Annotated in this window: 19 protein-coding genes and 1 pseudogene; 4 read left to right on the forward strand and 16 right to left on the reverse strand. The window is 70.7% G+C overall.

Features of this window, described 5'->3' with window-relative positions:
* Positions 1–83: 83 nt before the first annotated feature.
* Both OG504_RS17275 and OG504_RS17280 read right to left on the reverse strand, forming a co-directional pair.
* Positions 84–3119 carry a putative bifunctional diguanylate cyclase/phosphodiesterase gene (locus tag OG504_RS17275; protein ID WP_405990627.1) on the reverse strand — a complete coding sequence of 1012 codons (3036 nt, stop codon included), beginning with the start codon at positions 3117–3119 and terminating at the stop codon, positions 84–86.
* Between the two features lie 446 nt (positions 3120–3565).
* Positions 3566–4546: a 2-hydroxyacid dehydrogenase gene (locus tag OG504_RS17280; RefSeq protein WP_405990628.1), complete on the reverse strand. Its 981-nt coding sequence runs from the start codon at positions 4544–4546 to the stop codon at positions 3566–3568.
* Positions 4547–4622: 76 nt separating this feature from the next.
* On the opposite strand from OG504_RS17280, the gene OG504_RS17285 reads away from it, so the two are divergent.
* Both OG504_RS17285 and OG504_RS17290 read left to right on the forward strand, forming a co-directional pair.
* Positions 4623–5621, forward strand: coding sequence for an aldo/keto reductase (locus OG504_RS17285; protein ID WP_405990629.1), 999 nt, complete (start codon positions 4623–4625; stop codon positions 5619–5621).
* Positions 5622–6255: 634 nt separating this feature from the next.
* On the forward strand, positions 6256–7404 hold the full coding sequence (locus OG504_RS17290) for a PQQ-dependent sugar dehydrogenase (RefSeq protein WP_405996355.1): 1149 nt from the start codon (positions 6256–6258) through the stop codon (positions 7402–7404).
* A gap of 444 nt (positions 7405–7848) precedes the next feature.
* On the opposite strand, the gene OG504_RS17295 is transcribed toward OG504_RS17290, so the two are convergent.
* From OG504_RS17295 to OG504_RS17325, 7 genes are all read right to left on the reverse strand, one after another.
* Positions 7849–8208: a DUF6191 domain-containing protein gene (locus OG504_RS17295; RefSeq protein ID WP_405996356.1), complete on the reverse strand. Its 360-nt coding sequence runs from the start codon at positions 8206–8208 to the stop codon at positions 7849–7851.
* Between the two features lie 45 nt (positions 8209–8253).
* Positions 8254–11316 carry an AAA family ATPase gene (locus OG504_RS17300; protein WP_405996357.1) on the reverse strand — a complete coding sequence of 1021 codons (3063 nt, stop codon included), beginning with the start codon at positions 11314–11316 and terminating at the stop codon, positions 8254–8256.
* 113 nt (positions 11317–11429) lie between these two features.
* Positions 11430–11615, reverse strand: a complete 186-nt coding sequence (locus OG504_RS17305; protein ID WP_393759240.1) for a hypothetical protein — start codon at positions 11613–11615, stop codon at positions 11430–11432.
* A gap of 197 nt (positions 11616–11812) precedes the next feature.
* Positions 11813–12421 carry a hypothetical protein gene (locus OG504_RS17310; RefSeq protein WP_405990630.1) on the reverse strand — a complete coding sequence of 203 codons (609 nt, stop codon included), beginning with the start codon at positions 12419–12421 and terminating at the stop codon, positions 11813–11815.
* Between the two features lie 35 nt (positions 12422–12456).
* A complete protein-coding gene (locus OG504_RS17315; RefSeq protein WP_405990631.1) occupies positions 12457–13032 on the reverse strand; it encodes a GNAT family N-acetyltransferase in 576 nt (191 codons plus the stop codon).
* Positions 13010–15253: an MMPL family transporter gene (locus tag OG504_RS17320; protein ID WP_405990632.1), complete on the reverse strand. Its 2244-nt coding sequence runs from the start codon at positions 15251–15253 to the stop codon at positions 13010–13012. Before OG504_RS17320 ends, OG504_RS17315 begins: the two co-directional genes overlap by 23 nt.
* A gap of 218 nt (positions 15254–15471) precedes the next feature.
* Positions 15472–15765, reverse strand: a complete 294-nt coding sequence (locus OG504_RS17325; RefSeq protein WP_405990633.1) for a hypothetical protein — start codon at positions 15763–15765, stop codon at positions 15472–15474.
* A gap of 117 nt (positions 15766–15882) precedes the next feature.
* Here OG504_RS17325 and OG504_RS17330 point away from each other — a divergent pair, with 117 nt between their 5' ends.
* A complete protein-coding gene (locus OG504_RS17330) occupies positions 15883–16665 on the forward strand; it encodes a methyltransferase domain-containing protein (protein ID WP_405990634.1) in 783 nt (260 codons plus the stop codon).
* Between the two features lie 51 nt (positions 16666–16716).
* Here the strand turns inward: OG504_RS17330 and gatB are convergent, their stop codons facing one another.
* The 6 genes from gatB to OG504_RS17360 form a co-directional block, all read right to left on the reverse strand.
* A complete protein-coding gene (gene gatB / locus OG504_RS17335; protein ID WP_405990635.1) occupies positions 16717–18231 on the reverse strand; it encodes an Asp-tRNA(Asn)/Glu-tRNA(Gln) amidotransferase subunit GatB in 1515 nt (504 codons plus the stop codon).
* Between the two features lie 15 nt (positions 18232–18246).
* A complete protein-coding gene (locus OG504_RS17340; RefSeq protein WP_019068646.1) occupies positions 18247–18489 on the reverse strand; it encodes a hypothetical protein in 243 nt (80 codons plus the stop codon).
* Complete coding sequence (gatA, locus tag OG504_RS17345; protein ID WP_405990636.1) at positions 18486–19988, reverse strand: Asp-tRNA(Asn)/Glu-tRNA(Gln) amidotransferase subunit GatA; 1503 nt, start codon at positions 19986–19988, stop codon at positions 18486–18488. The genes OG504_RS17340 and gatA overlap by 4 nt, the downstream gene beginning before the upstream one ends.
* Positions 19989–19993: 5 nt before the next feature.
* On the reverse strand, positions 19994–20290 hold the full coding sequence (gene gatC, locus OG504_RS17350; protein ID WP_007384860.1) for an Asp-tRNA(Asn)/Glu-tRNA(Gln) amidotransferase subunit GatC: 297 nt from the start codon (positions 20288–20290) through the stop codon (positions 19994–19996).
* Positions 20291–20382: 92 nt separating this feature from the next.
* Positions 20383–20877, reverse strand: coding sequence for a cupin domain-containing protein (locus OG504_RS17355; protein WP_405990637.1), 495 nt, complete (start codon positions 20875–20877; stop codon positions 20383–20385).
* 47 nt (positions 20878–20924) lie between these two features.
* Entirely contained in the window at positions 20925–21296 is a 372-nt protein-coding gene (locus tag OG504_RS17360) for a DUF4267 domain-containing protein (protein WP_405990638.1), read from the reverse strand.
* Between the two features lie 97 nt (positions 21297–21393).
* On the opposite strand from OG504_RS17360, the pseudogene OG504_RS17365 reads away from it, so the two are divergent.
* Positions 21394–21888, forward strand: a pseudogene (locus tag OG504_RS17365) (TetR/AcrR family transcriptional regulator); the annotation flags it as partial.
* 109 nt (positions 21889–21997) lie between these two features.
* Here OG504_RS17365 and OG504_RS17370 read toward each other — a convergent pair.
* A complete protein-coding gene (locus OG504_RS17370) occupies positions 21998–24253 on the reverse strand; it encodes a putative bifunctional diguanylate cyclase/phosphodiesterase (RefSeq protein ID WP_405990639.1) in 2256 nt (751 codons plus the stop codon).
* Positions 24254–24440: the final 187 nt, after the last annotated feature.

Raw genomic sequence — 24440 nt, forward strand, 5'->3', positions numbered from 1 at the left:
CACCAGCTTCAGCCGACGCGCTTTCCAAGTACGAGAATTCGGGTGCGCATGGCATTGACCCTCCCCCCGGCACGCATCCACTGTCAAGTGGGTGGGACGGGAGTCTCATTATGTGAACGGAGGGCCGTTCCACCCCCGAAAACCGCGGGCACACCACCGGTGACCGTGCTCAGCCCTTCGGGCCTCCGCGCGCTCGCACCCTCGACACCGACGCGCCCCTGCAGTTCTCTCGCGCCCCCCGCGAACGCGGGCTCGGCCGGGCCGTGCGGCACCGGATAGTGACCGCGCGACAGGGCCCGGCGCAGCCGGTACTCGTCCAGCGGCGCGGAGAAGGCCATGCCCTGCCCGTGCGTACAGCCCATCGCGCGCAGGGCGACGACCTGTTCGGGCAGATCGACGCCGTCGGCCACGGACTGCAGCCCGAGATCGCAGGCGATCCGCAGCAGCCCGCTGGTGATCTTGTGCAGCCGCGCGGACTCGACGACGCCCTCGACCAGACTGCGGTCCAGTTTCAGTACGTCGACGGGCAGCCGCCGTAGCGTCGTGATGGCCGCGTAGCCGCTGCCGAAGCCATCGAGGGCGATCCGGACGCCGAGCCGCCGCAGCGCGGTCAGCCGGCGCTCCAGCTCGTCCAGGGAGGTCCGCGGGTCGGTGTCGGACAGCTCGATCACCAGCGAACCGGACGGCAGCCCGTGCCGGGTCAGCAGCGCCTCGATCGAGCCGAGCGGCATCGACTTGTCCAGCAGCCGCCGGGCGCTTATCCGTACGGCGACGGACACGGCGAGCCCGGTCGCGGTCCGCTCGGCGGCCTGCTCCACGGCCTCCTCCAGCATCCAGCGGCCCAGCTCGGCGGTCTTGTCGCTGTCCTCGGCCACCCGCAGGAACTCGGCCGGCGTGAACAGCACTCCTTGCGAGGACCGCCAGCGCGCCTGCGTGGAGACCGACGCGATCCGGCCGTCCACCAGGGACACCACGGGCTGGTGCAGCAGCGCGAACTCGCCGTCGTGCAGCGCCGCCCGCAGCCGCGTGGCCAGCTCCGCCTTCCGTACGACGTCCTGCTGCATCTGCGGGGCGTACAACTCGACGCGGCCCTTGCCCGCCCCCTTGGCGCGGTACATCGCGAGGTCCGCGTTGCGCAGCAACTCCCCCGCGCCGAGGCCCGGTTCGGCGAAGGCGACGCCGATGGAGGCGGCGACGCGGACATCGTTGCCGTCGATGAGGTACGGCTGGGACAGGGTGACTCTCAGGCGGTCGGCGAGCTCCATGATGTGCCGCTCGCGGGCGGTACGGTCCCGGGTGCCGTCGCCGACGATCAGGGCCGCGAACTCGTCGCCGCCGAGCCGGGACGCGGTGTCGCCGTGCCGGACCGCGCCGTCGAGTCTGCGGGCGGCCTGGATGAGGAGTTCGTCCCCTGCCTGGTGGCCGATGGTGTCGTTGACGGCCTTGAAGCCGTCGAGGTCGATGAAGAGGACGGCCGTGCCGCGGTCGGTGGAGCGGCGGCCGGACAGGGCCTGCTGGACGCGCTTGGTGAACAGCGCGCGGTTGGGCAGGTCGGTGAGCGGGTCGTGCTCGGCGTTGTGCTGCAACTGCGCCTGGAGGCGCACCCGTTCGGTCACGTCCCGGCTGTTGAAGATGAGTCCGCCGTGGTGGCGGTTGACCGTGGACTCGACATTGAGCCAGCCGTTGTCGCCGGAGCGGAAACGGCACTCGATACGGGTGGTGGACTCCTCAAAGGGGCTGGCGGTGAGGAAGCGGCGCACCTCGTGCACCACGCAGCCGAGGTCCTCCGGGTGGATGAGCGAGGCCAGTTCGGTCCCGACCAGTTCCTCCGCGGCCTTGCCGTAGACACCGGCGGCGGCCGGGGAGACGTAGCGGAGGATGCCGTTCGGGGCGGCGATCATGATGACGTCGCTCGAGCCCTGCACCAGGGAGCGGAAGTGGTTCTCCTTCTGCGCCAGCTCCTGGGTGAGGGTGATGTTGTCGAGCAGCATGATGCCCTGGCGCACCACGAGGGCGAGCACCACGCAGCCCGCGGTGATGAGAACCACACGGTCGGGGCTGCGGCCGTTGAGGACATTGTAGAGAACCCCCAACGTGCAGACGGCGGCGGCGAGATACGGGGTGAGCGCGGCCAGCGAACCCGCGATGGGCCGGGTGGCCGGATACCGTCCGTGATCGACGCCGGGCGCGGAGGCCTGCGGCGGGACGCCGGTGCGCTGCCCGGGCCGGTGCTCGTGCACCACGCGCGTGTGCCCGTCGTCCTCGGGGTGGGTGTGCCGGGGCGTGGCCCACGGTGCGTACGCGAGGAGCAGTGAGCCGGCGAACCAGCCCGCGTCGAGCAACTGGCCCGAGTGGTAGTTGTTGTGGAGCAGCGGCGAGGTGAACAGGGCGTCGCACATCACCGTCAGGGCCAGCGCGCCGATCGCGGTGTTCACCGCGGTGCGGTTGACCGAGGAGCGCCGGAAGTGCAGCGCGAGCACCATGCTGACCAGCGCGATGTCGAGCAGCGGGTACGCCAGCGACAGCGCCGTGTGGGCCACGCTCGGCCCGTCGAACTTGGCGGCCTGGGCGAGCGCGAGGCTCCAGGACAGCGTGAGCAGCGAGCCGCCGATCAGCCAGGCGTCAAGGGCCAGACAGACCCAACCGGCCTTCGTGACAGGCCTTTTGGCGAGGACGAGGAGCCCGACGATGGCGGGCGGCGCGAAGCACAGGAAGAACAGATCGGCGAAACTGGGGCTGGGCACGGGTCGTTCGAGCACGACCTCGTACCATCCCCAGACTCCGTTGCCCAGTGCCGCCATCGCCGAGGAGAGCGAGAACAGCAGCCAGGCCGGTCGAAAGCGGATACGGCGGCTTCGCGCGTAGAGGAAGCACGAGACGGCGGCGGTACCGGCTGCCGCGCTGAGCCCGAAGTCGCCCATGATCAGGGCGACTTGGGCCGACCCCCAGTCGAGCGCGGAACCGACGGCGTATCCCGCGCAGACCAGGGCCAGGACGAGTTGCTGGACCAGGCTCCACTTGCCGCCGTTCTCCGGCGGTCGTGGCTGCCGCGCTCCGGGTGAAGTCCGGTCCCGGAGCGCCCCGTTGAGGGTGGTCGTCGGAGACGGTGGCGAACTCACCGGGCCCTCCCGGTCCGCGTCGCTCCCGGGTCCCGCGGGCCCCGGTGCGCTGGATGAGCTTGCCTGCGGCGGCTGTTGGGCCTGCGGTGGTGATGACTGTGGCTGCTGTGATGTCCGCCGCGGCCGCCATGTCCGCCGTGGGCGCAGTGGTTGGCGTGATGGCCGCGGCTGCGCGCGGCGGTGCGCCAGGGTCGCCGTCGGCGGCCCCGCCGCGTCGGATCGCTCGTCCATAGGCCGTGCATCGCCCGTCGCCCCCCTCACAGTCTGAAATGTCCATCCCCGGCGCCGAACGGTGCGCGGCGCAGCCCCTGCCGGGACGATACACCAGTCTCGTCACTCAGGGACATAGTTCCTCTACGCTCCGTAACGACCAGCGGAGATGTGCGCACGCCCCGCTTCCGAAAGGTTGCGGAGGGTGCTGGAAGCGGACTACCCGCCTGTTGCGGCTAGTTCCCCGACTTCCCCGACTTTCCTGTCTCGCCTGTCGTAAGGATCACGTTGCGCAAGGGCTGCCGGTTCACGAATCGTCCCAACTGGTCGACAACCAGACGCTTCGCACGCGGCAGGAACGCCGAGGTGGGCCCGCCGACATGGGGACTGATCAGCACGCCGGGCGCGTGCCACAACGGGTGTCCCTGGGGCAGGGGTTCGGGGTCGGTGACGTCCAACGCCGCGGTGATACGGCCGGTTTCCAGCTCCGCGAGCAGCGCCTTCGTGTCGACGACGGGACCGCGGGCCACATTGACCAGCAGCGCACCGTCCTTCATCCGGGCCAGGAACTCGGCGTCGACGAGGTGACGGGTGTCCTCGTTGAGCGGCGTGGAGAGGATGACGACATCCATGTCCGGGAGCAGGGCGGGCAGTTCGGCGAGTGGATGCACCGGCCCGCGCGCGGTGGCACGCGCGGAGCGCGCCACCCGCGCCACCCGCGCGAGCTCGAAGGGAGTGAGCCGGTCCTCGATGGCGGACCCGATCGCCCCGTAGCCGACGATGAGGACGGACCGGTCGGCGAGCGCCGGGTGGAAGTCCCCCTGCCAGTGCTCCTGTTGCTGCGCCCGCACGAACCCCGGGATACCGCGCAACGAGGCGAGCGTCAGCGCCAGCGCGAGCTCGGCGGTGCTCGCCTCGTGCACTCCGCGCGCGTTGCAGAGCCGCACCCCCGGGACGATCGACGAGAGGCTCGCGGTCATGTCGTCGATGCCGGCGGTGAGCGTCTGGATGACCTGGAGATTCCGCATCTGCTCCAGGGGCCGCGTCTTCACGGGATGACGCTTCATGTACGGCACTACGTAGAGAACACAGTCCGCAGGATCACCGGGGAACTCCTGATCGCCGTCCTCGCCCCCGTCCCAGAACAGGTAGTCGGGCCCCTCGGGGAGCCCTTCGATCTCCTCCGGGGGGATGGGCAGCCATACGTCGTTGGTCATGGTCAGGAGGCTATGTCAGGGCCACGCGCGCGTAGCGGCTAGGTTGGTGTGCCGGGAGAGAGAGGGTCACGAGCAGGTGGAGCGCAGGACGATCGGCGCGGGGGCGCTCGCGATGGGGGCCGTCGGACTCGGCTGCATGCCGATGCACTGGGCCTACAGCGGCTCGCGGCGGCGGGGCGACGAGTCGGTCAGGGCCGTGCACCGGGCGCTCGATCTGGGTGTGACGCTGCTGGACACCGCCGACATGTACGGCCCGTTCACCAACGAGCTGTTGCTGGGGCGGGTGTTGAAGGAGCGGCGCGCTGACGCGTTCGTGTCGACCAAGGTCGGCCTGCTGGTCGGCGAACAGCACATCGTGGCCAACGGCCGCCCCGGCTATGTGAAACGCGCGTGCGACGCGTCGCTGCGCCGGCTCCAGACGGACGTGATCGACCTCTACCAACTCCACCGCGCCGACCCGGAGATTCCCGTCGAGGAGACCTGGGGCGCCATGGCGGATCTCGTACAGGCCGGAAAAGTACGGGCGTTGGGCATGTGCGCGGTAGGCGCCCGCTCCGCCCGCCGCCCCGGGGCACGCCTCCATGACGGAACGATCCGCCAACTCCAGCGCGTGCAGCAGGTGTTCCCGGTGACTGCGGTGCAGGCGGAGTTGTCGGTGTGGTCGTCAGAGGCCCTGGACGCGCTGCTGCCGTGGTGCGCGGCACGCGGCGTCGGCTTCTTGGCGGCGATGCCCCTGGGCAACGGCTTCCTCACCGGCACCCTCACCCCGGGCGAGGGCTTCGAACCGGACGACATCCGCGCCCGCCACCCCCGCTTCACCGCCGAGATGACCGCCGCGAACCAGCCGATCGTCGCCGGCCTGCGCCGGGTGGCCCGCCGCCACGGCCCGGAGGTGACCCCGGCGCAGGTCGCCCTGGCGTGGGTGCTGGCGCAGGGGGCGCATGTGGTGGCGGTACCGGGCACGAAGCGGGAGCGGTGGGTGGCGGAGAACGCGGGGGCGGCGGGGTTGCGGTTGACGGGGGAGGATCTTGCGGAGGTGGCGGGGTTGCCGGGGGCGTTGGGGTCCTGGGACTGAGGGGGTGGGGTTGCCGGAGGCGCTGAGGTCCCGGGGCTGAGGGGGTGAGGGTGCCGGAGGCGCTGAGGTCCCGGGGCTGAGGGGGTGAGGGTGCCGGAGGCGCTGAGGTCCCGGGGCTGAGGGGGTGAGGGTGCTGGAGATGTTGGGGTCCTGGGACCGAGAGTGCGGGGTCGCCGAAGACGCTGACGTCCCGGGACCGAGAATGCGGAATCGCCGAAGACGCTGACGTCCCGGGACCGAGAATGCGGAATCGCCGAAGACGCTGACGTCCCGGGACCGAGAGTGCGGGTCGCCGAAGACACTGACGTCCCGGGACCGAGAGTGCGGGTCGCCGAAGACACTGACGTCCCGGGACCGAGAGTGCGGGTCGCCGAAGACGCTGACGTCCCGGGACCGAGGATGCGGGGTCGCCGAAGACGCTGACGTCCCGGGACCGAGAGTGCGGGGTCGCCGAAGACGCTGAGGTCCCGGGACCGAGGATGCGGGGAGCTTGAGGATGAGCGCCGCCAGCCTTCTCGCACTCGGCGGCTCGATCGTGCGTCGGTGCGCGGTGATCGGGAACCCGGGCGGCGCGAGCGGTGTATGAAAAGTAGAACCCGCCCGTCGAAAGGACCTGATCGTGCAACGTCGAGTCGTGTCGGCCGCCCTGGCCGTGACCGCGCTCCTGCTGACGGCCGGCTGCTCCTCCGACGGGGGCGGATCCCCGGGCGACGGCACGAGTGCGTCGTCCGGTACGTCGTCCGGCGGTACGACAACGGGCGCCGCGCCCTCCGAGCAGACCCCGCCCGCCAAGGGCACCGTGAAGGTGCTGCGTACGGTCACCGAGGGCCTGAAGTCGCCCTGGGGCCTCGCCCCGCTGCCCGACGGGAACCTCCTCGTGTCCTCCCGCGACGACGGCACGATCACCCGGATCGACGAGAAGACCGGCAAGAAGACCGAGCTGGGCGAGGTGTCCGGGGTCTCCGCGGCCGGCGAGGGCGGCCTCCTCGGCATCGCGCTCTCCCCGGACTACGCCTCGGACCACATGATCTACGCGTACTTCACCACGGCCTCGGACAACCGCATCGCCCGCATGCTGTACGACGAGAAGAAGCCGGCCGGTGAGCAGCTGGGCGCGCCCGACACCATCTTCAAGGGCATCCCCAAGGGCTACATCCACAACGGCGGACGCATCGCCTTCGGCCCGGACGGCATGCTGTACGCGGGCACGGGCGAGAGCGGTCAGCGGGGCCTCGCCCAGGACAAGAAATCCCTCGGCGGCAAGATCCTCCGGCTGACCCCGGAGGGCGACCCGGCGCCGGGCAACCCGTTCCCGGACTCGCCGGTGTACACCTACGGCCACCGCAATGTGCAGGGTCTCGCCTGGGACTCCAAACAGCGCCTGTTCGCCTCGGAGTTCGGCCAGGACACCTGGGACGAGCTGAACGCGATCACGCCGGGCGACGACTACGGCTGGCCGAACGCGGAAGGCAAGGGCAACAACCCCAAGTACCACAACCCGATCACCCAGTGGCACACGGACGACGCCTCCCCCAGCGGCATCGCCTACGCCAAGGGCTCCATATGGATGGCGGGCCTCAAGGGCCAACGCCTGTGGCGCATCCCGCTGAACGGCGTCAAGACATCCGCCGCCCCACAGGCCTTCCTCACCGGCGAGTACGGCCGCCTACGCACAGTCGTCTCGGCCGGCGACGACAAGCTGTGGCTCATCACCAGCAACACGGACGGCCGGGGCACGCCTAAGTCCGGCGACGACCGGATTCTGGAGATTCAGGTGACGTAGGTCCGGGTAACGCGGGGCTGGGAGAGGTGGATCCGGGCGACGGAGCGGACTTGGGCGACGCGGGCCCCGGGCGGTGGAGCGGACTCCGGATCGGAAGCGAGCTTCGGGTCGGACTTGGCGTCGGGAGCGAACTCCCGGGTCGGGGTGATGTGGGGCTCGGACTCCGGAGTGGGACCGGCCTCGGAAGCGGTCGCAGGGCTGAGAGCGGGAGCAAGCTCGGACTCCGGTTCGGGGACCAGGAGCAGCCTCGGAAGTGAACTCCGGGCCGGACTCAGGGTGGGGAGCTGCCTACGGCTCTGACTCCGGAGCAGGCTCGGAATCCAGGCCGGGATCGGGAGCGGACTCCGGGTGGGAAGCGCCCTCGGGCTCGGAGTCCGGAGCGGCCCCGGAAGCGGACCAGCGATCGGGACCGGGACCGGGCTCTGGGACGGCGTCCGGACCGGACTAGGACTCGGGCCCGGTACCAGAACCGGACTCGCGGCCGGAATCGGCTTCGGCAGCGGGACGGGGGCTGGAATCGGGCTCGGCAGCGAAACCGGTATCGGGCTCGGCGCCGGAACCAGAGCCGGAACCGGCATCAGAACCGGGATCGGCATCAGGACCGGGATCGGATTCAGGACCCGGATCGGATTCAGCACCGGCTTCCGCCCCCGATTCCCGGAGCCGCACCACGACCTTGCCCGACTCCAGGTCTATCGGACCGCGTCCGGGATCCCCGTCCGCGACGTCGACCCTGGTCAGCTCAAGTCGGTTGGCCTCGTCCTGGGTGTGTTTGCGGCCCGGTGAGAACAACTCCTCGAACATGTTGAACACGGCGCCTCCCCTGTGCCGGTCCATACAGCGTACGACTCATCTCGCGGAGCGCGCGGTGAGCGGGTCGGGCGGGAACAGTTCGAGGCGGTGGGCGACGGCGGCGGCCTCTCCCCGGCCCGAGACTCCGAGCTTGCCGAGGATGTTAGAGACGTGGACGCTCGCGGTCTTCGGCGAGATGAAGAGTTCCTCGGCGATCTGCCGGTTGGTGCGGCCGGCGGAGACCAGCCGCAGGACGTCCCGCTCACGGCTGGTGAGACCGAGCGCCTCGACGGGGTCGGCGGAGACCCCTCGCCGCTCCGGAGCCTTCGTGAGGGTCAGCCGGGCCCGCTGGGCGAGCAGCGCGACGGAGTCGGCGAGGGGGCGGGCGCCGAGGTGCTCGGCGACGGCGGCGGACAGGCGGAGCAGTTCCGTGGCGCGGTCCCGCTCGTCGTCGCCCCCCTCGGGGTCGGACAGCAGCGCTTCGGCGAGCCGGTGCCGGACGCGGGCGAGGTCGTAAGGGCGGTCGAGGCATTCGAAGGCGGCGACCGCCTCGGACCAGTCGTCCGGGGTGGAGCGGCCCTCGGCGTGCCGGAGTTCGGCGCGGAGCCAGCGTTCGTGGGCCTGCCAGACGGGGACGTTGGCGGGGACCGCCTTGGCGGCCTCCCGGATGCGTTCGAGGATCTTGGGGCGGCCGGGGTCGGCGACGGGCAGGCCGACGGCCTGGGTCTCGGCGGTGGCCGCGGTGACCAGCAGGGGCCAGGCCTCGAAGTAGGTGCCGGGGCGGAAGCCGGAGTCCAGGACGAGTTCGAGGGTGGCGCGGGCGTCGAGGAGGCGGCCTTCGGCGGTGGCGACCTGTAGTTCGATCCGCTCCAGGGGCAGATGATGCTGGGGGGCGACGTCATGGGTGCCGAAGTGCTCGCGGGCGGCGGCCAGTTGACGACGGGTCTCGGCCAAGTCGCCGCGGGCGAGCGCGAGTTCGGCACGAAGGCGGGCGCGGAAGCCGCGCGGCGGGGCGCTCTGGTCCATGCGCTCCGACTTGGCCGCCGCCTCGGCGGCCTCGTCCCAACGCCCCAGGGAGAACAGGGATTCGGCGAGGTTTCCCCAGATCCAGGCCTCTTTGTCGAACTGCCCGAACTTCTTGGCGAAGGCGAGCCCCGTCTCCAGGATGGGCACGGCCTCGCGGGAACGGCCGACGGTCTGGAGGGAGGAGGGAAGGTTCACATAGCTGCGGCCGGCGACGATGGAGATGCCCTCGGCGACTGTGCGTTCGTTCACCTCGACCAGTTCGGCGAGGCCTCCCTCGACATCTCCGGAGGCGACCATGAGGCCCGCCAGGGTGAGGCGGGCGTCCATCTCGATCTCGCGGGCGCCCACCATCCGCGCGTACTCGACCGCGCGCTCGGCGGCCACATAGGCGTCGGGTCCCGGCACATGGACCATGGACCAGCCGGCGACCTTGGCGAGGACCTCCGCGTGCACCTCGGAGGGCGGCAGTCCGCGGACCAGTTCCTGCGCGGCGGCGAGTTCCGGCCAGCCGTCACCGCGGGCCTGGGACCGCACCAGGACGGAGCGCTGCACCCAGAACCAGGCGGCCCGTAGCGGATCCCCCTCGTCCTCCAGGAGGTGCAGGGCCCGCTTGGTGATCTTCAGGGCGCGCTCGCGCTCCCCGCTCAGCCGCCCGGCGACGGCGGCCTCCGCCATCAGGTCGAGGTAGCGCAGGGGTGCGGTCTCGGGGTCGCAGCCGCAGGGCGGGTACACCTCGGTGTAGTCCACGGGGCGCAGTCCCGCGCGTACGGCGTCGGGGACGGTGTCCCACAGCTCCATCGCCCGCTCCAGGAGCCGTAGTTGCTCGGAGTGGGCGTGCCGGCCGCGGGCGGCGACGGAGGCGTCCAGGACGGCGGGGAGGGCCTTGGCGGCGTCGTGGGCGTGGTACCAGTAGCTCGCAAGCCGCATGACGCGCTGGTCGGCCGGGACGAGCGTCGGGTCGGCCTCCAGGACCTCGGCGTAGCGGCGGTTGATGCGGGAGCGCTCGCCGGGCAGCAGGTCGTCTCCGACGGCCTCGCGGACCAGGGAGTGGCGGAAGCGGTAGCCGTCGTCGCCGGGCGCGGCCTGGAGGATGTTGGCGCCGACGGCGGCCCGCAGCGCCTCGATGAGGTCGTCCTCGGCGAGCCGGGCGACGGCGGCGAGCAGCCGGTACTCGACGGTGGAGCCGCCCTCGGCGACGATCCGGGCGACCCGCTGGGCGCTCTCGGGCAGCGACTCGACGCGGACGAGGAGCAGGTCGCGCAGGGAGTCGGTGAGGTTGCTGCGGCAGCCGTCGTGGGCGGCGACGGCGAGTTCCTCGACGAAGAAGGCGTTGCCGTCGGAGCGTTCGAAGATCTCGTCGACCTGGGCGGGGTCCGGTTCGGCGGCGCGGATGCCGGCGATCTGGCGGCCCACCTCCTGCCGGTTGAAGCGGCCGAGTTCGATGCGGCGGACCGTACGGAGCCGGTCGAGTTCGGCGAGCAGAGGGCGCAGCGGGTGGCGGCGGTGGATGTCGTCGGCGCGGTAGGTGGCGAGGACGACGAGGCGGCCGGTGCGCAGGGTGCGGAAGAGGTAGGCGAGGAGGTGGCGGGTGGAGGCGTCGGCCCAGTGCAGGTCCTCCAGGGCGACGACGACCGTGCGGTCGGCGGCGACGCGCTCCAGGAGGCGCGCGGTGAGTTCGAAGAGGCGGGCCATGCCCTCCTCGTCGTGCCGGCCGGCCCGCTGAAGAGTGGACGTCTCCGCCAACTCCGGGAGGAGCCGGGCGAGTTCCTCCTCCTGGCCGGCGGCCGCGGCGGACAGCTCGGCGGGCAGCTCGCGGCGCAGCGCGCGCAGGGCCGTGGAGAACGGGGCGAAGGGCAGTCCGTCCGCGCCGATCTCGACACAGCCGCCGAGCGCGACGACTGCGCCCCGGCGGCAGGCGGCGGTGGCGAACTCCTCGACGAGCCGGGTCTTGCCGACGCCGGCCTCGCCGCCCAGCAGCAACGCCTGCGGCTCGCCCGCGGCGGCGCGGGCGAGCGCATCGTTCAGCGTGTCCAGTTCGTCGGTACGGCCGACGAAGACCGGACTGACGGACCTGGTCTCCACGCCTGCGAGCATGTCACGCGGGTCTGACAACGCGGCACCGGTTTTCGGGAGGGCGGCCGCGGGGAGGAGCGCCCCGCGCACCTGCCGGGCGGGCGCCGTACGGCCGTCCTCCCGGGCCCGGACGGTCACGAGACGCGGGCGAACAGGTGCCTGCGGGGGCGCTGGGTATGCACCTCCCCCTCGGCGGCCCGGCGGGCCTGCTCGCGGCGGGCGGCACGGGCGCCGCGCACGGCCTCGCGGGCCAGCCGCTCGTTGGCGGCCTGCCGGCGCAGTTCGGCGGAACGGATCTGGTGGAGTTCGTACTCGTACATCTCAAGTCCCTTGGTGGAGGCGGTTTTTCGGCTTCGCTTTCTGCGATGCCTCAACCTTCGTCTCCAAGGGGGGTCCGCCACATCGGGAGAGTTCCGCATCTTGCGGGGCCGGGCGGGCCTTAGACATGCGTGAGGGGTCTTAGGGCCTCCGTAAGGTGCTTACGGAGGCCCTAAGACCCCTGGTGAACTGCGGTGACTCAGGTCGCGGACGGCAGGGCGAGCAGGGCGTCGGTGTACTTGAGGATGGCCAGCAGCAGGCCTACGACGCCGAGCACGACGCCCGCCCAGGCGACCGACTTGATCCAGGTGGCCTGCGGCTTGCCCGGGGTGCCGAACGCGGGCCGGATGAGCGCGCCGACACCCACGAGGGCGGCCACGAGCGCGAAGAGACCGGCCCAGATCGCGGTGGCGTGCCAGGAGGTGCCGTAGACCTCCTTGATCTGGGTGGCCACGCTCGCGGTGGACGCGGTGTGGAGCTGGCCGTCGAGCTGCGCGCGTGCGCCTGCGACGGTGCCGATCCAGCCGCCGGAGAGCGAGATGAAGCCGAGCGCGGCGGAGACGACCGCGGCCGCGCCCTGGCCGACGCCGGAGGGGCCCTCCTCGGGGTGCTCCAGCTGGAGCTTCGCGAGCTCGGCCGCGTACTCCTCCTCGGAGAGGTCGTCCTCGTCCTCGGCGGCTTCGGCCGCGGTGTCCGCGGTTTCCGGCTCGGTCACTTCCTCGTCGGTCTTGGTGACATCGACGGTCTCCGCGTCGCTCTTCACCTCGGTGGCCTCGTTCGCGGCCTCGTCAACAGTCTTGGTACCCATGGTGCGCACGGTAGGGGTGAAGTCTGAGAAGTTCCTTAAAGATCGCTGTGTTGCGCACGCGCGCGTGCCTCGCGCCACTCGGGGGCGAGCACGGACCACACCTCTATGTCGTGCCTTAGGCCCCCGTGGGGGTGTGACTCGCGCAGGACCGCGTCCCTGGTCATGCCCATGCGGCGGGCAACATTCAGGCTCTTCTCATTGCCCGCGGCGGCGTGCCATTCGACACGGTGGATGCCGCGCTGCTCGATCGCGAAGTCGATGAGAATCCGTATCGCGCGGGTGATCAGCCCGTGCCCGGCAGCGGCGGGTTCCAGCCAGCAGCCGACCTCGCAGTTGCCCTGGTCGGCGTGGAAGTTCAGGAAGAGGACCCCGCCGACGAGCTTGCCGTCGAGCCAGATGCCGTGCAGGGACGCTTCGTCGGCGGCGCGGAGGTCGGCGTAGCGCTGGAGCATGGCCCGCGCGGAGTCGACGTCCGTCGCCTTGGAGCCGAAGGTGATGAACTGGCCGATGAACTCGCGGCCGCGGTCCAGGTGGGCGAGGAACTCCTCGGCGTGCCACGGCTCCAGGGGACGCAGTTCGGCTCCGTCGTCACCCAGGGATATCGCGTACATCCTGCTCCTGCTCCTTCGCCAGGACGTCCGCCACCTCGGCGTCCGTCACGGCGGCCAGCCTCTCATGGGCGGCGCGGCACTCGGGGGGTTCGATGCTGATGCGGGGCAGGACGCGGTCGAGGCCGTGGGGCAGCCACCAGTTGGCGCCGCCCAGGAGGTGCATGAGGGCCGGCACCAGGAGGGTGCGCAGGACGAAGGCGTCCAGGGCGACGGCGGACGCGAGCGCGATGCCGAACATGGCGATCACGCGGTCGCCGCTGAGCACGAAGGCGAGGAAGACCGAGATCATGATGACGGCGGCCGAGTTAATCACCCGGCTGGTCTCGGCGAGGCCGACGCGGACGGCACGGCGGTTGTCGCCGGTTTCCAGCCATTCCTCGTACATCCGACTCACCAGGAAGACCTGGTAGTCCATGGAGAGCCCGAAGAGGACCGACACCATGATCACGGGGAGGAAGGGCTCTATGGGTCCGGCGCGTCCCAGGCCGAGGAACTCGCTCCCCCAGCCCCACTGGAAGATCGCGACGACGACCCCGAAGGCGGCGGCCACGGCGGCGACGTTCATCGCGGCGGCCTTGAGCGGGATGCCGATCGACCGGAAGGCGAGCAGGAGCAGCACACAGCCGAGCGAGATGACGACCCCGACGAACAACGGGAGCTTGCCGACGATCACGTCGGCGAAGTCGTCGTAGCTCGCCGTCACGCCACCGACGTGGATGTCGAGCGAGGTGCCGGTCTCGGCCCGCGGCAGGACCTCGGTGCGCAGCCGGTCGACGAGGTCGCTGGTCCGCTGCGACTGCGGTGCCGAGTCCGGTACGACGCTGAAGTACCCGGTGGAGCCGCCGGCGTCATAGGTCACCGGGGTCACGGAGGCGACGCCCTCGGTGGTGCGGAGGGTGGCATCGAGGTTGTCGAGGGTGAGCTTGTCCTCGGCGCCGTCGATCTTGGTGACGAGGGTGAGGGGGCCGTTGACGCCGGGGCCGAACCCCTCGGCGAGGAGGTCGTAGGCCTGGCGGGTGGTCGACGACCTGGGGTCGTTGCCCTGGTCGGAGGTGCCCAGGTGGAGGGCGAGCGTGGGCAGGGCGAGGACGGCCATGACGATCAGGGCGAGGGTGCCGAGCAGTTTGGGCCGGCGCTCGACGAACGCGGACCAGCGGGCGGCGAGGCCGGTGGGCAGCTCCGGCTGGGGCCCGTGCTCGGCCAGTCGGCGCCGTTCGCGGCGGCTGAGGGCGCGGGGGCCGATGAAGGACAGCAGAGCCGGGAGAAGCGTCACGGAGGCCGCGACGGTGAGCACCACGGTCGACGAGGCGGCGATCGCGACCCCGTTGAGGAAGCCGAGCCGCAGGATCAGCATCCCCAGGAGGGCGATGCACACCGTGGCGCCCGCGAAGACGACCGCGCGTCCGGTGGTGGTGACCGCGTTGGTGACCGCCTCGGTGACGGACAGTCCGCGTTTCAGCCCGCGCCGGTGCCGGGTCACGATGAACAGGGCGTAGTCGATGCCGACGCCGAGCCCGATCAGCATGCCGAGCATGGGCGCGAAGTCGGCGACGGTCATGGCGTGCCCGAGCAGCACGATCGCCCCGTACGCGGTGCCGACGCTCACCAGGGCGGTGCCGATGGGCAGGAGCGAGGCCGCGAGCGATCCGAACGCGAGGAACAGCACGAGGGCGGCGACGGCGACCCCCACGATCTCGGCGGTGTGCCCGCTCGACGCTTCGGTGAGCGCGATGGCGCTGCCGCCCAACTCGACCTGGAGTCCGTCGACCTGGGCCGCCTTGGCGGCACGTACGACCGCCTGCGCCTCGGACTTGTCGATGTCCTCGGCCTGGTCCGCGAAGGTGACGGTGGCGTACGCGGTGCGTCCGTCGGCGCTGATCCAGCCCGTGCCTTGTCCGTCGTACGGACTGACGACGGAGGCGACTCCGGGCAGGTCGGCGATCCTGTCCAGGGCGCCGGTCATGGTCTGTTCGACGGCGGCGGCGCGGACGGAGCCGGGCGAGGTACGCCAGACGACGGTGTCGCTGTCGCCGCCGAGGCCCGGAAACCCCTCCTTGAGCAACTGAGTCGCACGGCCCGACTCGGTGCCGTGGGCCTCGTAGTCGTTCGAGTACGCCGAGCCGGTGACGGCTGCGGCCGCGGTGATCCCGCCGAACGCGAGGAGCCACAACAGGACGGCGACGAGGCGGTGCCGAACACACCAGCGGGCAAGGGCTGCCACGAACGTGCTCCCGGGGAAGGCGAATTGTGGATCTTTGACCGGGAATCCTGGTTCAAGGGATGAACAGCCCGCAAAGAACGCATGAGCAATACAGGGTCCACTCTTGCAGCAGAAAATGATCGTTCATGACGTTCGTGCGCTGAATCACGGGAGTGGGAGCCAGATCACAGGACAGTAACGGCAACTCTGTAGCCCCGACTGCCACCTTGACCGCCGTCTCAGTCGAACTGGTCCCCCAGGGCCATCACCATCGCCCCGACGACCAACAGCCAAAGTGCCCGTCTGGTACGGCCCCTGGACCCGAGCACCGACGCGAGCGCACACACCACGGCGCCCACCGCGTAGGCGGCCGGAACAAGCACCGGCCCGGATCCGCTCGCCCGCAGCACCGCCGCGGCCACGCCCGCGAGGGCCAGCACGGCACCGGTCAGCGCGGCCGTCCAACGGGCCCGGCGCGCGTCCAGCGCAGGGTCCCCGAAGTCCGGTGTCTCGGAATCTCCGCGTCCGTCCATGGCGGGCGAGGGTAGCGCCTCCGCCTGAGAAACCTGGTGCGCGGTCAACCGACGTCCTCCACAATCTCGTTGCTTCCTCACAGCAACCTACGCAGAACCGGAGGACCGCGTTCACCGATGCCCGACACCGACTTGAACGCCCGCCTGACCCACCCCGACTACCCGCGCAGCAACACCTACGACGCCCGCTGGACCATCGAGAACCAGATGGGCCCGCACGCCCTGTGGCTCCTGGAATGGCTGGCCCCGGCCCTCGGCCTGGACACCCTGCGCCCCGGCGCGCGCGTGCTCGACCTGGGCTGCGGGCGCGCCATGACCTCCGTCTTCCTCGCCAAGGAGTACGACCTCCAGGTCACCGCGGCCGACCTGTGGGTGAAGCCCGACGAGAACGCCGTACGGATCGCCGAGGCGGGTGTCGCGGACCGAGTTCTCCCCCTGCAGGTGGAGGCGCACGACATCCCCTTCGGGGACGGCACGTTCGACGCGATCGTGTCGATCGACGCCTACCAGTACTTCGGTACCGCCGACCTCTATCTGCCCACCCTGACAAGGCTGTTGAAGCCGGGTGGCCGGATCGGGATCGTCGTCCCCGCCCTCCGGGAGGAACTCACGGGCGACGAACCCCCGGAACACCTCAAGCCCTTCTGGGACCCCGGCTTCTGGGCGTTCCACTCCCCCGCCTGGTGGCGCCGCCACTGGACCCGCGGCGGAACCGTGGAGGTCGAGGCCGCCGACTGGCAGCCCGACGGCTGGAAGGACTGGCTGCTGTGGAGCGACGTGTGCGCCGAGGAGAGTCCGTACGCGTGGATGGCGGACATGGCCCGTGAGTCGGTGGAACTGGTGAAGGCCGACCAGGGGCAACTCCTCGGCTTCGCCCGGGTCGTGGGCCGCCGGGTGTAACGGGAACGGCCCCGGAGATCGGGTCTCCGGGGCCGTGCACGACGTACTGGCTCAGCCTTCGCTGACGCCCAGTTGCTCCAGGATGAGCTCCTTGACGCGGGCCGCGTCGGCCTGGCCGCGGGTGGCCTTCATGACCGCGCCGACCAGTGCGCCGGCCGCCGCCACCTTGCCGCCGCGGATCTTGTCGGCGATGCCCGGGTTGCCGGCGATGGCCTCCTGGACGGCGGTGGTGAGGGCGCCGTCGTCCGAGACGACCTTCAGGCCGCGCTTCTCGACGACCTCGTCCGGGGTGCCCTCGCCGGCGAGGACGCCTTCGATGACCTGGCGGGCGAGCTTGTCGTTCAGGTCGCCTGCGGTGACCAGGGCGGTGACCCGGGCGACCTGCTCCGGCGTGATGGGCAGCTCGTCGAGCGCCTTGCCGGACTCGTTGGCACTGCGGGCGAGTTCACCCATCCACCACTTGCGCGCGGAGGCCGCGTCGGCACCGGCGTCGATCGTGGCGACGATCGGGTCGATGGCACCGGCGTTGAGGATCGACTGCATGTCGAACGCGGTGATCCCCCACTCCTCGCTCAGCCGGTTGCGCCGGGCCAGCGGCTGCTCGGGCAGGCCACCGCGGATCTCCTCGACCCACTCGCGCGAGGGGGCCACCGGCACCAGGTCCGGCTCGGGGAAGTAGCGGTAGTCCTCCGCCTCCTCCTTCACGCGGCCCGAGGTCGTCGACCCGGTGTCCTCGTGGAAGTGGCGGGTCTCCTGGATGATCGTGCCGCCGGAGTTCAGCACCGCGGCGTGGCGCTGGATCTCGTAGCGGGCGGCACGCTCCACGGAACGCAGCGAGTTGACGTTCTTCGTCTCGCTCCGGGTGCCGAACTTCTCGCGGCCGTGCGGACGCAGCGACAGGTTCACGTCGCAGCGCATCTGCCCCTGCTCCATGCGGGCCTCGGACACACCGAGCGCCCGGATCAGCTCGCGCAGCTCGGCGACGTAGGCCTTGGCGACCTCGGGAGCGCGCTCACCGGCGCCCTCGATCGGCTTGGTGACGATCTCGATGAGGGGGATGCCGGCGCGGTTGTAGTCGAGCAGCGAGTGCGAGGCGCCGTGGATACGGCCCGTCGCGCCGCCGACGTGCAGCGACTTGCCGGTGTCCTCCTCCATGTGGGCGCGTTCGATCTGCACCCGGAAGGTCTCGCCGTCCTCCAGCTGTACGTCGAGGTAGCCGTTGAAGGCGATCGGCTCGTCGTACTGGGAGGTCTGGAAGTTCTTCGGCATGTCCGGATAGAAGTAGTTCTTCCGGGCGAAGCGGCACCACTCGGCGATCTCGCAGTTCAGCGCGAGGCCGATCTTGATCGCGGACTCGACGCCGATCGCGTTGACGACCGGGAGCGCGCCGGGCATGCCGAGGCAGGTCGGGCACGTCTGCGAGTTCGGTTCGGCGCCCAGCTCGGTCGAACAGCCGCAGAACATCTTGGTCTTGGTGCCGAGTTCGACATGGACCTCAAGGCCCATGACGGGGTCGTACGACGCAAGGGCGTCCTCGTACGACTCCAGGTCGGTCGTGGTGGTCACGGTGAACTTTCCCTCTCAGCCCAGCAGGACGTCGTCGTCGCCCAGCCGCTTCAGCTCGCGGTACAGGATGGCGAGGCCGGTGACGATCGCGACGGCGGACACCGTGGCGTCGATCAGACGGAGCGTGTCGTGCTCGGTGCGCGCCTTCTTGATCTGCTTGGCGACGCCCAGCGCGCCGAACGCGGTGGTGGCGATGGACACATAGGTGCCGGACTTGGACTTCTTGAAGCCCTTGGCCTTCGACAGTGCGTTGCTCACAGCGACGGTGCCTCCTCAAGCAGCGGGTGGCCCCACTTTTCCACGAAGGCGGCCTCGACGGCGGCGCCGACCTTGTAAAGGCGGTCGTCCTTCAGCGCCGGGGCGATGATCTGCAGCCCGACCGGGAGACCGTCCTCCGGCGCGAGACCGCAGGGCAGCGACATGGCCGAGTTGCCCGCCAGGTTGGTCGGGATGGTGCACAGGTCCGCGAGGTACATCGCCATCGGGTCGTCGGCGCGCTCACCGATCGGGAAGGCGGTGGTCGGCGTCGTGGGCGACACGATCACGTCGACGCTCTCGAACGACTTCTCGAAGTCGCGGGTGATGAGCGTACGGACCTTCTGGGCGCTGCCGTAGTACGCGTCGTAGTAGCCGGAGCTCAGCGCGTACGTCCCGAGCATGATGCGGCGCTTCACCTCGGGGCCGAAGCCCGCCTCACGGGTGATCGAGGTGACCTCTTCGGCCGAGTGGGTGCCGTCGTCGCCGACGCGGAGGCCGTAGCGCAGGCCGTCGAAGCGGGCCAGGTTCGACGAACACTCGGAGGGCGCGATCAGGTAGTACGCCGACAGGGCGAGGTCGAAGGACGGGCAGTCCAGCTCGACGATCTCCGCGCCCAGTTCCTTCAGCACCGCGACGGCCTCGTCGAAGCGCTGGATGACACCGGCCTGGTAGCCCTCGCCGCGGAACTGCTTGACGACGCCGACGCGCATGCCCTGCACGCTGCCGTTGCGGGCGGCCTCGACGACCGGCGGGACCGGGGCGTCGATCGAGGTCGAGTCGAGCGGGTCGTGTCCGGCGATGACCTCGTGCAGCAGCGCCGCGTCCAGGACCGTACGGGCGCAGGGCCCGCCCTGGTCGAGGGACGAGGAGAAGGCGACCATGCCGTAGCGGGAGACCGCGCCGTACGTCGGCTTGACGCCGACCGTGCCGGTGACGGCGGCCGGCTGGCGGATGGAACCGCCGGTGTCCGTGCCGATCGCGAGCGGCGCCTGGAAGGAGGCGAGCGCGGCGGAGGAGCCACCGCCGGAGCCACCGGGGATCTTGGTGAGGTCCCAGGGGTTGCCGGTAGGCCCGTAGGCACTGTTCTCCGTACTCGACCCCATGGCGAACTCGTCCATGTTGGTCTTGCCGAGGATGACGACGTCGGCGGCCTTCAGCCGCTTGGTGACGGTCGCGTCGTACGGCGGGATCCAGCCTTCGAGGATCTTGGAGCCGACCGTGGTCGGGATGCCCTCGGTGGTGAAGATGTCCTTGAGCGCGAGCGGTACGCCGGCCAGCGGGCCGAGTTGCTCGCCCCTGGCCCGCTTCTCGTCGACGGCGCGGGCCTGCGCGAGGGCACCCTCGCGGTCGACGTGCAGGAAGGCGTGCACCTTCGCGTCGACCTCCTCGATCCGGGCGAGGTGGGCCTCGGTGACCTCGACGGCCGTGAGCACGCCGGACGCGATGTTCGCGGCGGTCTCGGCGGCGGTGAGCCGGATGATGCTGCTGTGGTCCGTCATGGTGGTTAGTCCTCCCCCAGGATCTGCGGCACCTTGAAACGCTGCTGCTCCTGGGCCGGGGCGCCGGAGAGCGCCTGCTCGGGGGTGAGCGAGGGACGGACCTCGTCCGCGCGCATGACGTTCGTCAGCGGCAGCGGGTGGGAGGTCGGCGGTACGTCTTGGTCGGCGACCTCGCTGACGCGGGCGACCGCGCCGATGATGTCGTCCAGCTGTCCCGCGAAGTGCTCGAGCTCTTCGGGCTTCAGCTCCAGACGCGCCAGCCGGGCGAGGTGGGCGACCTCCTCGCGCGTGATGCCAGGCATGCAGCGTTCCTCTGGGGTGAGTGTGTGTGGTTTGGCGCCAATCCTATGGGGCGGGGGCCCTCAGCCGTTAAACGGTTTCGCCGGGGCCCCGGTCACCGGCCTCGCGCGTCCCACACCGGGCTCTTCGTGAAGTGGTTGTCGTACAGCTCCTGCACCTCCAGGAGGCTCTCCGGGCCGACCTCTCCGAGGGCGATGCGCTGCAGGTGACGGAAGTACTCGAAGCGCTCGACGCCAGGTGTGATGACGATGAGGAGGTCGGCGTCGGTGCCGGGTGCGGCGGCGAAGGCGTGGGGCAGGCCCGGCGGGACGACGACCAGGTCACCGGGGCCGGCGGTGACGACCTGGTCGCCGGAGAGGATCTCGGCGGCACCGTCGAGCAGGAAGAACATCTCGGCGGAGTTGTCGTGCCAGTGCGGTTTCGCGCCGTCCGCTCCCCCGCTGAGGGTGACGCGCTGGGTGGACAGCGCACCGCCGGTCGCACTGCTGTCCGCCAGCAGCTTCACGGTGGTCGGCGCCCGGCCCACCACCTCGGCCTCGGCATCGCGGACGATCACGGACTCGTCGAACTTCGGTACGAGCAACGACATTTCGGGACCCCGTTCGGATGAGCAATGAGGAGCACGGCTCGGACAGCTCAGACAAGGAAGAGCAGGACGGCACTGATCAGTACAACGATCGCCGTCGCGAAGTGGATCCCGAAAGCGACGGCTTTCGCTCCGCCGTGGCGCAGCACTATCAGGGTGTCACCGAACGGCACGAGGGCCACACAGAGCATGAACCAGGCCTCGGCACCCGCCCCGGCGAAGGCCAGCACCGCGAGGCCCACCAGGCCCAGCGTGCCGTCCCTGAGGCCCTTGATCGTGAGGTAGGCGCCGGCGTCACCGGCGGGATCGGCCGGGACTCCGTAACCGGCGGCGGCGGGGCCCGGCTGGAACAGGAACCGGTAGCCCAGGAACAGACAGAACAGGTCGAGCACGATCGCCAACGTGTACGCGGTGATGGTCACGTCACTTCTCCTCACGGCTGTTTTCTAGCAACGCTAGGGCTAGGAGCGAAGCTAACATAACGCCGACAGGAATACTAGCGGCGCTAGAATCCTGGGCATGACGATTCGGACGCGCCGGGAGCGCGAACGGACGGAGCGGGAGCAACTGATCGTCTCGGCCGCACGGGAACTGGCCGAGACGGAGGTCTGGGACGCGGTGACAACACGGCGCCTGGCAGCCGAGATCGAGTACAGCCGGCCCGTCCTCCACAGTCACTTCAAGGACAAGGGCGCGATCATGACGGCGGTCGCGGCGGAGGGTTCACGCGGGGCACTGAGCGCGGTCGGCAGGACGTACACGTCGTTCGCGCGCCACCGCCCGGCCCTCGACGACGCGATGTTCACGCACATCGTCGACCTGCCGTTCGCCACCCCGGAGGCACCGGCACCCTTGCAGGCGTCCTTCGGCGAGATCTTCCAGACCGTCGAGCCGATCGCGACCGAGGACGACGACCCGGGCCTGCTGACGGAGACGTACACGTTGATGCGCAGCGGCCGCCTACCGGAGAAGGCCCACGCCCAACGCCTGACGCTGCTGATCGCCCACTTCACAACAGGGACAAGGCAGACCCCCGAAGGGGCGCGGGGAACTGCGCGACAAGCCACAACGGACCGGCACTCGCGAACAAAGAGAAGCCCCCACCCCAATAGGCGCAGCGACCTCAGCCAAGCCGCCCCGGATCATCCGCCGCGGCCGCAGGCAGCGCAGCCCGCGGCCGCTGCCACCCCCGAGACCCTCGCGCCCGCAACCACGCCGTCATGTCCTCGGGAGGCATCGCCGCAGCAACAAGCCACCCCTGAACGGCATCACACCCAAGATCCCGCAAGCGCTCCCACGTCTCGTCGTCCTCAACCCCCTCAGCCACGACGAGCAACCCGAGGGAATGCGCGAGATCAACAGTGCACCGAACGATCTCCGCATCCTCCGTGTCCACCGCGAGCCGAGCCACGAACGACCGGTCGATCTTCAACTCACTGACCGGCAGCCGCCGTAGATGCACCAGGGACGAATACCCCGTACCGAAGTCGTCGAGAGACATCTTCACGCCGTGCCCCGTCAGCCCGTTGAGGGTGTCGGCGGCGCGCTGCGGGTCCTCCAGGAGGACGTGTTCCGTGATCTCCAGCTGGAGCGACCCCGGCGGGACACCGTGCCGGGCGAGGCGCGCGGCGACCGAGCCCGCGAACCCGGGGGTGTGGACGTCGCGCGGGGAGACGTTCACCGCGACCGGCACGAACAGGCCCTGGGCACGCCACCGGGCGACCTGGGCGAGCGCGGTGTCGAGCACGTACTCCGTCAGGTGGGGCATCAGCCCGGACGACTCGGCGATCGCTATGAACTCGTCCGGCGGCACCTTCCCGCGCTCCGGATGCACCCACCGCACCAGCGCCTCAAGTCCCGCGACCTGACCGTCGAAACGGACCTTGGGCTGGTAGTGCAACTGCACCTCGTGCGCGTCGAGCGCCCGCCGTAGATCCCCCAACAGGCCCAGCCGGTCAGGGGTGTTGGAGTCCCGCTTGGACTCGTAGACCTCTACGCCCGTACGGTCCCGCTTCGCCTGGTACATCGCGACGTCGGCCCGGCGCAGCAGCCCCTCGGCGTCGAGGGCGTGGTCGGGGAAGACGGCGACACCCGCGCTGGCCTCCAGGACGAGGGTGAGCCCGTCGAGGTCGAGCGGGGAGCTGAGCGCGGCGACGAGGTTGCGGGCGACCCGGGTCGCGGACGTCGTGGAGTCGGCGACGGGCAGCAGCACGGCGAACTCGTCACCGCCGAGCCGCGCGGCCTCCGCCCCGCGCGGCAGCGCCACCCGCAGCCGGTCGGCTATCTGCAACAGCAGCCGGTCACCGGCGAGATGGCCCAGGGTGTCGTTGACCGACCGGAACCGGTCCAGGTCGATCAGCATGAGCGCGGCCTTGGCGCCGATGCGCTCGGCGTCGTCCAGGGCGGTCCAGATGCGCTCCAGGAGCCACTGCCGGTTGGGCAGCCCGGTCAGCGGGTCGCGCAACTGCTCCTCGGCCCTGGCCCGGGCCATCCACAGGGTGGAGTCGAGGGCGATGAGCGGGATCGAGAACAGGGGCAGCAGGACCGGCTGGGCTACGGCGACCACGCAGATGAGTGGTGCGATGCCGAGCAGGGCTACGGCGACCAGCCCCTGTCTGAGCAGGGCGGTGCGGGCGACGGTGGGCAGTCCGCCGTGGCGCGGGGTGTGCAGATACCAGAGCAGGGTGCGGGTCACGGCGAGGTACGCGACGGCGACCAGCACCACCTCGGGGGCGGTGTAGACGGTCCAGCTGTCCGGGTTCCAGGGCGTCTCGACCGACGGCACCCGGCCGAACGCGCCCAGCACGAGTGCGCCGGCGGCTATGCCGAGGATGTCCACGGCGCCGTGCAGGACGCCTTGGCGCCAGCGGTTGCGCCTGGCTATGCCGACCAGGACGACGACGGTGAGGCTGACCATGCCGGCGGCGACCCAGCCGTAGAGCAGCAGGACGCCGAGGGTGAGGGCGGCGCCCGAGCCGGTGCCGCCCCACCAGCGGGCGCGGCCGAGGGCGACGAGGTGGCCGACGATGATGCCGGTGAGGACGGCGAGCGACCAGCCGACCGTGCCGGACGGGAAGAGCGCGTGGTCGCCGGTGAACGCCCGGAAGAAGCCTGCGCCGAGGACGAATCCGGCCGCGACCACGACCGCCGTGGGCAGCGCGGGCCAGGTCGGATGACGCTCGCTGTCGCCGGGCAGCCCTGCGCCCGGGTCGGCGGAGAGTGGTGCGGAGTGGCGGGCGTCGGGTGTGGAGTACTGTCCGGTGGCGCGCGGCTGGGCGCCCGGACGCTCCACGGGTCGCGCTCCCCAACGACTCTCCCGCCAGGCGCCGGTGACCCGGCGCAGCAGTGAGTCCGGGGGGGCGCTCTCGGTCGGTTCCATTCCCGTCCCTCTCACAGCCGGCGGTGCCCACGCCACGCGGTCCGATGCCCGACTTCCGTCAACGGCACCGCGTTTGGAAAACCCCTCCCCCTGCTCACCAAGAGCAGGGGGTTGCCCCAACCGCAGCTGGGCACGGCAGGTGCACACCTCAACAGTAGGCCGCAGAAGGCTTCCACGGGCAGCGGTC

It is taken from the genome of Streptomyces sp. NBC_00986 (genome assembly GCF_045162565.1).
GTDB lineage: Bacteria > Actinomycetota > Actinomycetes > Streptomycetales > Streptomycetaceae > Streptomyces.

Coding starts and splice junctions, on each gene's coding strand:
- OG504_RS17280 (WP_405990628.1), bottom strand. CDS start 4,546: ATGACCAACGACGTATGGCTGCCCATCCCCCCGGAGGAGATCGAAGGG.
- OG504_RS17295 (WP_405996356.1), bottom strand. CDS start 8,208: ATGTTCGAGGAGTTGTTCTCACCGGGCCGCAAACACACCCAGGACGAG.
- OG504_RS17300 (WP_405996357.1), bottom strand. CDS start 11,316: ATGCTCGCAGGCGTGGAGACCAGGTCCGTCAGTCCGGTCTTCGTCGGC.
- OG504_RS17305 (WP_393759240.1), bottom strand. CDS start 11,615: ATGTACGAGTACGAACTCCACCAGATCCGTTCCGCCGAACTGCGCCGG.
- OG504_RS17310 (WP_405990630.1), bottom strand. CDS start 12,421: ATGGGTACCAAGACTGTTGACGAGGCCGCGAACGAGGCCACCGAGGTG.
- OG504_RS17315 (WP_405990631.1), bottom strand. CDS start 13,032: ATGTACGCGATATCCCTGGGTGACGACGGAGCCGAACTGCGTCCCCTG.
- OG504_RS17325 (WP_405990633.1), bottom strand. CDS start 15,765: ATGGACGGACGCGGAGATTCCGAGACACCGGACTTCGGGGACCCTGCG.
- OG504_RS17330 (WP_405990634.1), top strand. CDS start 15,883: ATGCCCGACACCGACTTGAACGCCCGCCTGACCCACCCCGACTACCCG.
- gatA (WP_405990636.1), bottom strand. CDS start 19,988: ATGACGGACCACAGCAGCATCATCCGGCTCACCGCCGCCGAGACCGCC.
- gatC (WP_007384860.1), bottom strand. CDS start 20,290: ATGCCTGGCATCACGCGCGAGGAGGTCGCCCACCTCGCCCGGCTGGCG.
- OG504_RS17355 (WP_405990637.1), bottom strand. CDS start 20,877: ATGTCGTTGCTCGTACCGAAGTTCGACGAGTCCGTGATCGTCCGCGAT.
- OG504_RS17370 (WP_405990639.1), bottom strand. CDS start 24,253: ATGGAACCGACCGAGAGCGCCCCCCCGGACTCACTGCTGCGCCGGGTC.